The organism is Dyella amyloliquefaciens (assembly GCF_004296575.1).
GTDB classification, from domain to species: domain Bacteria; phylum Pseudomonadota; class Gammaproteobacteria; order Xanthomonadales; family Rhodanobacteraceae; genus Dyella; species Dyella amyloliquefaciens.
Genome location: NZ_SAYT01000001.1, coordinates 394,917 through 407,309 on the forward strand (window position 1 = coordinate 394,917; position 12,393 = coordinate 407,309).

The 12,393-nt window shown below is 66.0% G+C and carries 7 protein-coding genes; 1 reads left to right on the forward strand and 6 read right to left on the reverse strand.

Going from position 1 to position 12,393, the window contains the following annotated elements; genetic code table 11:
* Positions 1-118 precede the first annotated feature (118 nt).
* Together EPB08_RS01590 and EPB08_RS01595 are read right to left on the reverse strand one after the other, a co-directional pair.
* The gene (locus tag EPB08_RS01590; RefSeq protein WP_130617309.1) at positions 119-3,583 is read right to left on the reverse strand and encodes an ankyrin repeat domain-containing protein; all 3,465 of its coding nucleotides are present in this window, start codon (positions 3,581-3,583) and stop codon (positions 119-121) included.
* A gap of 71 nt (positions 3,584-3,654) precedes the next feature.
* A complete protein-coding gene (locus tag EPB08_RS01595; protein ID WP_130617310.1) occupies positions 3,655-3,945 on the reverse strand; it encodes a YcgL domain-containing protein in 291 nt (96 codons plus the stop codon).
* Positions 3,946-4,251: 306 nt separating this feature from the next.
* On the opposite strand from EPB08_RS01595, the gene EPB08_RS01600 reads away from it, so the two are divergent.
* Entirely contained in the window at positions 4,252-5,691 is a 1,440-nt protein-coding gene (locus EPB08_RS01600; RefSeq protein ID WP_130617311.1) for an OmpP1/FadL family transporter, read from the forward strand.
* A 167-nt stretch (positions 5,692-5,858) separates the two neighbouring features.
* On the opposite strand, the gene EPB08_RS01605 is transcribed toward EPB08_RS01600, so the two are convergent.
* The 4 genes from EPB08_RS01605 to EPB08_RS01620 all read right to left on the reverse strand — a co-directional run bounded on the left by EPB08_RS01605 (position 5,859) and on the right by EPB08_RS01620 (position 12,206).
* On the reverse strand, positions 5,859-7,271 hold the full coding sequence (locus tag EPB08_RS01605) for a coniferyl aldehyde dehydrogenase (RefSeq protein ID WP_130617312.1): 1,413 nt from the start codon (positions 7,269-7,271) through the stop codon (positions 5,859-5,861).
* A gap of 2 nt (positions 7,272-7,273) precedes the next feature.
* On the reverse strand, positions 7,274-9,748 hold the full coding sequence (locus EPB08_RS01610; protein ID WP_130617313.1) for a TonB-dependent receptor: 2,475 nt from the start codon (positions 9,746-9,748) through the stop codon (positions 7,274-7,276).
* Positions 9,749-9,811: 63 nt separating this feature from the next.
* On the reverse strand, positions 9,812-10,954 hold the full coding sequence (locus EPB08_RS01615) for an SO2930 family diheme c-type cytochrome (RefSeq protein ID WP_130617314.1): 1,143 nt from the start codon (positions 10,952-10,954) through the stop codon (positions 9,812-9,814).
* Positions 10,955-10,967: 13 nt separating this feature from the next.
* Entirely contained in the window at positions 10,968-12,206 is a 1,239-nt protein-coding gene (locus EPB08_RS01620; RefSeq protein WP_130617315.1) for a parallel beta-helix domain-containing protein, read from the reverse strand.
* Positions 12,207-12,393: the final 187 nt, after the last annotated feature.

Genomic DNA, 12,393 nt, shown 5'->3' on the forward strand with positions numbered 1-12,393 from the left:
ACACGTCGCGAGGATGATTAGCGCACCGCCGCTTCGCGGCGGATCGCGCGCTGGGTGCGCTCCTACAGTTGGGGAGCCTTGCGCATGAAAAAGGCCCGCTTGCGCGGGCCTTTTCGTTTCACTCAGCCGGCTGTGCGGGCTGCCGGAGCATCTGCCGCACGCTCGGAATCGCGCCGGTGCTGCGTGCCGCCAGCTCATGGGCAATGTCGACGTAACCGATCGTGCGGGCCACGTCCGCCGCGGTGCGGCCGAACGCGTCGGCCGCCTGACGGTCGGCGCCACGTGCGAGCAGGACGCGGGCCGGCGCCAGCAAGGCGTGCATCGCACAGGCATGCAGCGCGGTGACGCCACGCTGGTCGGCATGTTCGAGGGCGGCGCCCGCGTCGAGCAGCACCGGCACCAGGGCGCCGATATGCGTGGGATCGCATTCGCTGCCGGGACGCAGATGCGCGCCCAGCAGCAACAGCAGCGGTGTCTTGCCTTCCTTGTCGGCCAGGCTCACATCGGCGCCACGCTTGAGCAGGGCATCGAACAGGCGGCGCGCGCGCAGGCTGTCGTTGTGGTCGAAGCCGTACTGCGCAGCGGCATGAAGCGCGGCGTGGCCGCGCGCATCCGCGGCGTTGACGTCGGCACCGCCGTCGAGCAGCTGTTCCACGACTTCCGGATAACCCATCGCGGCCGCGATCATCAATACGGTGGCTTCGCCGGGCAGGCGCTGGTCCACGGCAACGCCGTGTTGCAGCAGCAAGGTGACCAGCGCTTCGCGCCGCGCACTGACGGCCGCCGCGAGCGGCGTGATGCCGTTGTTGGCGGCAAGCGTGGCGTCGGCGCCCTTTTCCAGCAGCAGGGCCGCCACGTCGCGATGACCGGCACCGCAGGCGTGCAGCAAGGCGGTGGCACCCTGGTGGTCGCGCGTATCCACGGCAAAGCCGAGTTCCAGCAGGCGATCCACGGCGGTAAGTGCGCCAGCGGCGGCAGCTTGCGGAAGATCCTCAGCGCGCACCGGGCGGGTCGGGCGCTTCCACTCGCCCCAGTTCAACCAGCGTTCGACGGCATCGTGTTCCAGCGCGAGACCCAGCGGCGTCTCCCCGTTGGCGTCGATCGCCTCCGGGTCGGCGCCATGCGACACCAGCGCGCGCACCAGCGGCAGGGCGAGTTCGCCATGTTCCAGCGCGGCAAACAGCGGCGTACGGCCACTGGTGTCACGGGTGTTGGGATCGCAACCGCGCGAGAGCAGCGCCTGCAGCAGGGCGACGTGACCGAAGGTGGCGGCCAGGTGCACCGGCGTGCGTTCGCGCGCATCGGCACCGAACGGATCGGCGCCGCGTTCGAGCATCACCAGCGGCAGCGCCGCGCCTTGCACGCTGTCTTCCAGGCGCAGCAGCGCCTGCGTCAGCAGGCCCGCACCGGCAGGCGTGGCGCCAGCATGCAGAAGGTCATCCACCGCTTCGGTGGCCGTGGGCAGCTGTTGCAGCAGAGCGTCGAACAGGCGGCGACCCAGCGGCGGCAGCTGGGCTTCGCGCGGTTCATCGACGTCGGCGTCATCCACCAGTTGAGGCTGCAGGCGGGACTCGGGCTCAAGCGCGTGATCCAGCAACCAGCGTCGCGCCGCACCCAGGCCAGGCGTGGCGAGGTCCAGGTAAAGCTGGGCGAGCTGCGATTGCGGCCACTCGCGCACGCGGGTGGTGAAGGTGGAGACGATGGCCCAGTGGCCAAAGCGCAGCGCGTCGAGCAGATGGGCCGGCGTGTCGGCGCCGTCAGGCAATGCGTCGAGGCTCAGGCTGGCAGGCAGCGGCGTTTCCGGATCCAGCAGCGCGACCAGGTCCCAGCGGCCCGATGCGGCGGCGTGGTCCAGCGCACTGCGGCCATCGCTGCCCACGGTCTTGGGCTCGGCACCCAGGGAGAGCAGGGCGCGGATCATTTCGGCATGCGCGCGGGGCGACTGGCAGGCCAGGGTAAGCGCATCACGGCCGTGGCTGTCGCGCGCACGCGCGTCGGGCTGGGCTTCGGCCAACAGCTTCACGATGCCGACGGCGCCGGCACGTGCGGCTTCCATCAGTGCCGTGCTGCCGTGGCGATCGGCGAGGTTCACGTCGGCGCCGGCGGCGCGCAAGGCGCGGGCAATCTGTTCGTGCCCCTCGGACGCGGCAGCCATCAGGGCGCTGCGGTGACGCGCGTCCACGGCGTTGACCGATGCGCGATGCTTGAGCAGCAGCTTGACGCCTTCCACATCGTCGTCGGCGATGCCAGCGGCGGCCACCAGGGCGGGCTCGCCATCGGCAGGGGTGGGTTTGGCGCCGCGTTCGAGCAGGAACTTCGCCACCGGCCAGTTGGCCGCGCGGCAGGCAACGGTGAGCGGGCTGAGGCGCGCCTTGTTGAGCGCGTTGATGGGGGCACCCGCATCCAGCAGCATCGCCGCCACGATGGGTTCTTCGCTCAGCACGGCGCCGTGCAGCGGCGTGTTGCCATCGGCGTCGGTGGCCAAGGCGTTGGCGCCGTTGGCGAGCAGGGTCATCACGGCTTCCGCCCGCCCGTGCCAGCTGTCGCGCGTGGCGGCCAGCAGCGGGGTGAGGCCGCCGCTGGCGCGGTTCACGTCGGCGCCCTTGGCGATCAGCGCGCGCAGCAGGCGCGTATCGGGGGGCAGGGCGGCGAGCATCAGTACCGGACGCTGGTCGCGATCGCCGGTGATCGGTGCGGTGTTGGGGTTGGCGCCGGCTTCGACCAATGCCAGCGCGCGTTCGATGTCGCCGTCACGGATGGCCGCCAGCAGTGCTTGTGCCTGCTCGGGCGTTCCGGCGGTGCGTTCCTGCTCGCTCAGTTGCGGAGCAGGCTTGGGCTTCGGGATGGGGGCCGGCTCGACGACACCCGCGGCAGGCTGGCGCGCCGGGCGACGGGTTTCGCACAGCAGGGCGCGCAGCGTGCGATTGGCGATCACCAGGCAGCCCAGCGGCATCAGCAGGACGCCATAAATGGCCAGGGCGGCGGTACGCAGCTCGGACGGCATCACGCCGTACAGGCCGGTCAGCGCGATGCCGACGAAGGCCAGCACCAGCAGTGCGAACGCGGCCGGCAGGAAGTGGGTGAAGAAGCGTTCCTCGCGGGACAGGTGGCGACCGAACGCCAGGCTCCGCGCGGTGGCGGTGAAGATCCACGAGCCGTCGCTCTGCGGCGGATAGGCGTCATCCCACACATAGACCAATCCGAACGCGGGCCATACGCGCCACAGCGCCGCCAGGGCCACCACCAGGGCACCGGCCAGCAGCAGCGCCGCGCTCAGGCTGGGTGCCTGGTTGAGCTTGAGCATGGGCCAGGCCACCAGCGCGAACACCAGCACCACATAGCCGGTGAACATCACCAGGTAAGCGGCGCCCCGGCGCAGCACGGTGCGGCCGAAGTGCGGTTCCGGATCGAATCCGATCGCGTGGCATACCGCCGCCATGGTCAGCGCATTGGCGACCAGCAGCGGGATCAGCGCAAGCGGGTGCGCTCCCAATGCCGCGATCGCGGTGGCGACGAGGCCGGGAAGGAACCAGGCGAGGGCTTGCAGGAACGGAGGCGGGCGACGCGTTTTTGAATAGGCCATGGGCGCGAAGTATAGGAATCGTTACGGCGCCAGACGGTAATCCCGTGTTAACGGCGGCCCGGAAGACACGATCACGAGTGGCGATCGTGCGGCTTGCTCTTGTACTCGGGGTGGTTGGACGAGGCCAACGTTTCCTGGGGAGGGAGCTGCAGGTGCCAGCCCTGATCCTCGAGATGCTCGAGCACGACCTTGGCGTCTTCATAGGGCAGCTTGCGCTGTCCGGTGAGTTCGACCTCGAGGGCGAGGCGCAGGTCGCCCAGCATCAGCGCGAGCGGGGCGGGGATGCAGGCGAAGCCATCGCGCTCCCGCAGCCAGAGGTAGCTGTCGGGCTTGCGCTGGCTGGCATAGACGTAACAGTGCATGGCGGCACCCTGTCGGCGGCGTTCGGAGGAAGGGGCGCTCGAGAAACGGCGCAGGGGACCGTAAGGGTACCAGTCCGGGATGTCTCAGTCCCGTCTGGATTACGCGTCGATCTTCGTCATTCGTCATCGATCGTCATGGAATCGTCCGGCGAGATGTGAAATTTTTGCTGCGGCTGCACTTGCAAGCCCTGCATCGAGTGGGCACAGTTCCGCCCAGGGGACTCAAACGCGCGTATGAAAATCAAGCGCCATAGTCAACCCCCGCGCTATCCCGAGCCAGACCTAACGATAAGCAGGAGCATGCAGATGCAGATGTCTTTCCGCCCATTTTCCCGTACGGGCCGTCCGCTCGCGCTCGCCGCGCTGAGTCTGGCGATCCTCGGTTCGTTTGCTGCACCGCAGAGCGCCCATGCAAGCGCGTTCCAGCTGCATGAGGACAGTGCCGCCGCCATGGGTCGCGCCTATGCCGGTTCGGCCACCGCTGGTGGCGACGTGTCGGTGGTGGCGAACAACCCGGCCGCCATGTCGGACCTGAAGGGCACCTATTTCCAGGCTGACGTGACCGCCATCAATTTCGGCACCACCTTCAGCGGTAGCGCCCACGATGCCCTGGGTCGCCCGATCAGCGGCGGCAACGGCGGCGACGCTGGCACCACCATGCCGGTTCCGGCGCTGTTCTTCGCCACCCAGTTTGCCGACAAGTGGCACGTGGGCGCGGCCTTCACCGTGCCGTTCGGCTTCCAGACCGAGTACGACTCGAACTGGATCGGCCGTTACAACGCCATCAAGTCGAAGTTCGAATCGCTGGACGGCACGCTGTCCCTGTCCTATGACGTCACCGATACCTTCTCGCTGGGCGTCAGCGGCATTGCGCAGAAGACCTCGGCCGAGCTGACCTCCGCCGTCAACTACAACGCCGTGGGCCTGGGCCTCGTGCAGCAGGCCGTGGGCGCTGGCGCGCTGCCGCCGGCCGCCGGTGCCGCACTGGCCGGTCAGGTGAACACCATCGTGCCGCCGGGTTCGGACGGTCTGGCCCGCATCAAGGGCGATGACTGGGCCTACGGTTACCAGGTCGGCATGTTCTGGAAGATCACCCCGCAGGACAAGTTCGCGCTGGCCTATCGCTCGAAGATCTCGCACACGCTGGAAGGCACCGCCAACTTCACCGTGCCGGCCAATGTGCAGGCTCTGCTGTCCAACCCGACCGTGGCCGCGCTGCTCGCGGGTGCAGGCGGCGTGCCGTTCACGCACACCGATGGCACCGCGCCGTTCACCACCCCGGCCGTGGCGACCGCCAGCTACTGGCACCAGGAAGAGAAGTTCGGCCTGGGCTTCGATGCGGCATGGACCAAGTGGGACGTGTTCAAGAACTTGAACGTGTACTACTCCAACCCGGCGCAGCCGACCACGACCGAAGCCTTCAACTGGCGCAACAGCTGGTACGTGTCCCTGGGTGGCGAGTACTACGTCAACGACAAGCTGACCCTGCGCGGCGGTCTCGCGCTCGACACCACGCCGACCCAGACGGCGACCCGCGATCCGCGCGTGCCTGACAGCACCCGCCAGCTGGTCAGCTTCGGCGTCGGCTACAAGGCCAGCGAGCACTTCGTGATCAACGCTTCGTACGCGCACATCTTCGTGAACAGCGCGCGCATGAACGCGACCAGCTCCACCGCCGATGTGATCACCGGCAGCTCCGACGATTACGGCAACCTGCTGAGCCTGTCGGCCCAGTACAAGTTCTAATCGCATAGCGACGCGGCAAACAAAAAGCCACCCCGCGAGGGGTGGCTTTTTTCTTGGCCGTCTTTTCGTGTAGGAGCGCACCCAGTGCGCGAAAAGCCTACGAAGCAGTGGTGATTGCGCCTAGCGCCCGCGCACAGGTGAGCTCCTGCATGACGAGCGGGCGCACCTCAGCCAAAACGCATCAACAGCTTCAGCATCCGCTTGAACTGAGCGCCGTAAGGCGGGTTGAACATGCCGGCACCGTTGAAACGTGCCTGATGGAATACCGGCTTCATGTGCGAGAACGTGCGGAAGCCCGCTTCACCGTGATAGCCGCCGATGCCCGACGGCCCCACGCCGCCAAACGGCAGCCCATGCTGGGCGATGTGGTAAATCGTGTCGTTGACGGTGACGCCGCCGGCATGGGTGCGCGACAGCACGCGATCGATGGTGGCGCGATCCTGTTCGAACAGGTACAGCGCGAGCGGCTGCGGATGCGAGGCCACGTACGCGATCGCCTCGTCCAGCGAGTCGTACGGCAGCACCGGCAGCAGCGGGCCGAAGATCTCCTCCTGCATCACCGCCATGTCATCGTTTACGCCGGTCAGCATGAGCGGAGCGAGCAGGCGCTTTGAAGACACGTCCTGGGCATCGCTCAGCGCGACGGTGTGCGCACCCGCGGCAAGGGCGCCGTCACGCAGCTTCGCCAGGCGTTCGTACTGCCGGTCGGAAATGATCGAGGCGTATTGTCCCTGCTTGCCGATCGCCGGATACAGGCGCGAGGCGGTGGCGCGGGCAGTGTCGATGAATTCGCCCATGCGGCCACGGGGGACCAGCACATAGTCGGGCGCGATGCAGGTCTGTCCCGCATTGACCAGCTTGCCGAGCAAGATGCGTTCGGCCGCGTTGTCCAGGCGTGCGCCAGGACCGACGATGGCCGGGGATTTGCCGCCCAGTTCAAGCGTTACCGGCGTGAGATTGGCGGCTGCGGCACGCATGACGTGGTGACCCACCGCCGTGGAGCCGGTGAACAGGAGATGGTCGAACGGAAGTGCGGAGAACGCCTGCGCGACCTCCGCATCGCCGGTGACGACCACCACCTCATCGGGCTGGAAGTAACGCGCCACCTGCTCGGCGAACAGCGCCGAGAAGCGTGGCGTGTACTCGCTCATCTTCAGCATCACGCGGTTGCCCGCGGTAAGCGCATCGATCAGCGGACCCACCGCGAGGAACAGCGGGTAGTTCCACGGCACGATGATGCCCACCACGCCGCGTGGCTGCGGCATCAGGGTGGTGCGAGCGGGCAGGAACGCCAGGTTGGCCAGTCCCCCCTTTGCACGCATCCAGCGCCTGCCGTGCTTCAGCGAGTGGCGGAGATTCGAGATGCTGGGATACAGCTCCAGCAGCTCGGTCTCCTCCACCGGCCGATGGCCGAAGTCGGCGCTGATCGCTTCGGCGAATGCCCCTCGTTGCTCCGTAAGCAGCTTCTCCAGCGAACGCAGCCGCGTGGCGCGCGTTTCCCAGCTTGTCATGGGGTCGCGGGCCTGCGCTTCGCGCAGTCGGAGGAGCGTGGCGTGCAGTGAGGGGCTGCGCTCTTGCATGGTCAGAACTTCGCCCGCAGTTCGAGGCCCCACATGCGGGGCGGAGTGATGGATGCGAACGGGGTGCCGAACACGCTGGTGGTGATGTTGTTCACGCCGTCCACATACCGCTTGTTGAAGAGATTGGTGCCATAGAGCGCAACGCCCCAGCGATCGTTCGGCGCGTGCCAGTCAAGGCGCGCGTCGGTACGCTGCTCGCTGGTACCGACCTGGAAGTTCGGGCTGATCACGCACTCGCCTTGGAACTGCGAGTCGTTGTTGCAGCGCGACTTGCCGCGGTAGGCCTGGGCCAGGTCGAACTCCAGATCGCCGTTGAACACCTGGTGCCAAGTGTAGGCCAGCGAGGCCGTGCCGGAGAACTTCGGCGTGCCCGTGGGCTGGCCGGTCAGCACGACACCGTCCGGCGCGACGCCCTTGCGGTAGGTCGCGTCGATGTAGGCGCCCAGGAAGCTCAGGCGCAGGCTGCTGATCGGTTGCCACTGCGCTTCCAGCTCCAGGCCCTTGGCCTCCTGGTCGGTGCTGTTGACGATGTAGATCGGTACGCCCGAGCCGCTGTAGTTCGGATCGAGCTGCAGCGACTGCTTGTTGTCGTAGCGGTAGTAGTAGGTCGACGCGTTGAGCAACAGGTTTTGATCGGGGAAGAGGGACTTGATGCCCGCCTCGTAGTTCATCACCTTCTCCGGCGCAAACTCCGAGCCCACCTGCACGCTGTTGTAACCGCCCGCCTTGTAGCCCTTGGTGATGGAGAAATAGCCCATCACGTCCGGCGTGAACTTGTAGCTGGCCACCACACGCGGGCTGAGGTTGTTCCAGGTATTGCTGGCTTTCACCACCTGGCCGACGGCATTGGGGAAGATCACGTTGCCACCAAATGCGGCCAGTGCCGCCTGCGCTTCGGGCGGCAGCATGTTGATGACGCCCAGGCCCTGCAGGCCCGCAATGGTGGCATCGAACTGCGGCGCGCTGCGCGGCATGGTGTACCAGCTGAATTCCTTCTCGTCACGCGTGTAACGCAGGCCGGTGGTGAGGTCGAAACGGTCGGCCACATGCCAGATCACGTCGCCGAAGGCGGCGTAGGCCTTGAAGTTGCCGTCGTTGCTGATGCCTTCCTGCCACGGATCGCCCAGCAGGGATACCGGCAGGCCCATTGCGCTGAGGGCGTTGCTGATGTCGGTGAGTGGCGTACCCACGCCCATCACGTTCTGCGCCAGCGTATCGAGGCTGTCGGTGTAGACGTTGGTCTGGCTGGTCTGGCGTGCCTGCTCCTGGTAGTAGCTCACGCCGCCCACCCAGTCCATCAGGTCGGTGTTGCCGGAGAGCTTGAACTCCTGGTACCAGCTGTTGTTGTGCTCGATGTTGGCGGTATCGAGGTAGGTGACGATGTGGTTGGTACCGTCATAGTCGCCCTTGTTGAACGTATCGAAACCGCGCCAGGCGGTGGTCGACACGAAGTCGCCCCACGAGAAGCCGTGGTCGATACGCAGCGTGCCGTCATCGAAGCGGCGCGATTCCCTGGCGCCGACCGTGTCGTTGTAGAGCGGCGCATGCAGCGGGTTGTAGTAGGTGGCCGGGTCAGGCGGGAAGGGCGCGCGCTCGTTGGTGTCGTTGGACAGCGGCACCAGGCCGATCGCAGCTTCGGGCAGCTGGTTGAGCTTTTCGTGGTCCCAGGACAGCAGCACGCGGGTATCGTCGGTGACATTCCAGCGGAACACCGCGCGGGTACCCCAGTCGTTGTCCCCGCCGTATTCCTTGCCGGTCGCGGCGTCCTTGATCCAGCCGTCGCTCTGGTTGTCGACGACGCTCACGCGCAGCGCCATGTCCTTGTTGATCGGAATGTTCACCAGCGCATCGGCATAGCGACGGCCATCGTTGCCGACGCGCACGCGGGCCTTGCCCTCGAACTTGTCGGTGGGCTCGTTGGTGACGATGGAAATGGCGCCTGCCGCGGCATTGCGGCCGAACAGGGTGCCCTGCGGACCCTTCAGTACTTCGATGCGGGCGACGTCGTTGAACGCCAGCAGCGAGCCGCCGGAACGTGCGGCGTACACGCCGTCGACGTAGATGCCCACAGCGGACTCCGTACCGATGCCGAAGTTGCTGGTCGAAATGCCGCGCAGCTCGTAGGTCGGCTGCGTGGGTGAATCGGCGCCGATGGACAGGCCCGGTACAAAGATGTCCATCTTGCTGAGATCGGTGGCGCCCAGCGTGTCGATCTGCTTGGCGGTGACGATCTGCAGCGGAATCGGCACCGACTGCACTTCCTGGCTACGGCTCTGTGCCGTCACCGTGATGTTGCCAAGCAGCTTGGCCTTCTCCGGATCGGCCTGTGTGCCGTTGGTGGTGCTGGCGTTGTCTTGCGTGCCAGCCGGTGTTTGGTCGGCGGCGAAAGCGCCAAGCGGAATGCTGGCGAGCAACACGGAACTGCCGAGCAACAGGCGGCGCAGGCTAACGGACAACAGACGCGGACGAATCATCATCACCAGATCTCCCCTCGAATAAGAAAAGGCCGCGACCCTCTGGGGTCGCGGCTTGTTGCTTCCTTAGTGGATCGCGACGCAGCCCCCCGACTGCGCCGCGATCCATGCCTTGATCAGTGCAACGCCTTCGCGATGCACGGTACTTCGACCCAGCTCCGGCATCATCTCGCCCGGATCGGTGGACTCCAGGCGATACGGCACGATGGAGTCCGCGGGCGCGCCCGGCACGATGTCGAACAGATGGTCGCCGGTACCACGGCCAGCGGCCACGGGCGGCTTGCAGATACCCAGGTGGCGATCTTCCGGAACACTGACGTCGAGCGTCAGGCCAGTGGTGTTGGCCGCGCCCTTGGGGTTGTGGCAGTGACCGCAGTTGATGTCCAGATAGGCGCGGGCACGTGCGTCGAGAGACGCGTGATCGTCCATCCAGTTTGCGTTGCGCGGCGCCTGGTCCGGTGCCGGTGCGCCCGTGAGGTAGCCCACCTTCACCAGGTGCGCCAGCTCGTTCTCCTCACCGGTCGCGTAGTGGTAGTCGCGATTGAGATGGCGGGCCTTGGGACCGATCGGGTGAATCTTGCGCGTCACCCAGTCCTGCGCGTGGCAGCTCGAGCACTGGCTTTCGTCAGGCACGACGTAGTTGAAGTCCTCGCGAGCATCGCTGTCGTCCACCAGCGTCAGCGGAATGACGGCACCGGTGCGGGCCAGCTCGGCATCGCTCTGGTCGTCCTTCCACACGTACGGAATCGCTGCCCAACCCGACTCGCGATGCACCAGGATGCGCGTCTCGACAAGATGCACGTTGGCGAGATCGAGCCCTTCACCGGCGAAGTCGCGCGAACTGTCGTAGGTACGCGCCACATCACTGAACTTCCCCGTCGTCGAGCGCGGGTAGTAGAAGGTCTTGCTGATGACCGTGCCGACCGGGAAATCGAACGTGTCGGTCGGGTCGTACTTGGCCGACGTGCCCTTGGGCATCCACACCGTGCGCAGCTTGTGCGCGTAGTCGGTGAACAGCGGCGTATTGAGGTCGTACGGCACGACGCCCTGGTTCAACACCAGCTTGCCGCTACGCACTTCCACCACGTGCCAATCACTCAGGTGCTGTGGACGGCCATCGGCGTGGAACGCCACCGGATCGAGATCTCGGTGGCATCCAGCCGCCAGCGCTACCAGGGACAGCAGCAGCAAACGCAGACGGGACTTCATCAAAACGACTACCTCAAGCCTTGGGTTCGGGATCGAGCACAACCGGCGGCAACTTGGGCAGCGTGCACTGGTACGGTTTGGTGTCGGTGCTGGGGTTCGCATAGCCGTGCGGGCCGTCGGCGTTGATCACGCCCACGTCGCCGTTCTGGATGCAGATGCGGTCTCCTTCCGGCGGCAGGCCGTTGACCAGGGTCTTCTCATCCACGTAACCGTCCCACAGCACGTCCGGCAGTTTGCCGCTGATGCCGTACACCGCGGTCTTCAGCGCTTTCAGCTTCATGCCATCCGGCGAATCGCCGCCGCCTTTGAAGCGGTTGTCGTAGATGAAGATGCCCTTCGGGTACGGGTTGTACTCCGCCGCCACACCTTTCTTGTTGTAGTAGTTGGTCGAGAAATAGCTGGAGATGATGACATTGGACGACTTGTTGTCGGCGATGTCGTTGTCGAAGATCTCCACCTTGTCGTTCGAGTTCACCACCACGCCCGAACCGGCCGGCACGCTGGCCACCGCCGCGCCCTTGGCGGCGAAGTTGTCGGTGTTGTTGGCGAAGGACTTGTTCTTGAACACGCGCGTGCTATGCCCTGCCTGCGAGAGGTTGGGCATGTTGAACACCAGGATACCGCCGCTGTTGTTGGTGGCGGTGTTCTCGTAGACGTCGGCGTTCACCGAGTTCTCGATCTCGATGCCGGCCACGTTGTACTCGGCGCGGTTGCGGCGAACGATGATGTTGTTGGACTGGCCGACGTAGATGCCGGCATCGGACGCGCCGATCACCACGGAATCCTCGATCAGCACGTTTTGCGTCTTCACCGGGTACAGGCCGTAGGCACCGTTGGTGGTCTTGGGACCGCCGGTCCATTCCACGCGCACGCCGCGGATGGTGATGTTCTTGCCCTGGTTGATCTTGAGCGCATCGCCCTTGGTGTCCTCAAGGGCGAGGTTCTCGATGGTGAAATCGTTGGCGTTGACCAGCAGGCCCTCGGGGCCGACAACCTGGCCCTTGAACGACAGCACGGTCTTGTCCATGCCAGCGCCCTTGATGGTGACGCCGTCGGTGCGCAGGCTCAGGCCGCGCTGCAGGTGGTAATGGCCGGCCGGGATTTCAATGACGCTGCCTGGCTTGGCATCCAGGAACTGCTGCTGGAGCTTGGCTTCGAACGAGGCGTCGGTGCCGCTCTGTGCCGTGGGTGTCTCGTGGTTGCAAGCGGCCAGCGCGAGCGGCAAAGCAAGAAACAGTAGGGTCCTGCGCATGGTCGCTTATCTCCCCAGTAGCGGTTATCTGCGTGACGCTCCACTCTCACGAAATGGCGGGGCGCTGGGGAGGGCTGGAGTGGCGACGAAGGGGGGTAAATCGGCCAGTGTGACGATCGTTTGAATTTCACCCGGTGGCGATGACCGGGGATGGTGGGCTGATCCGTGGGTGGCGTCCCGGCCGCCA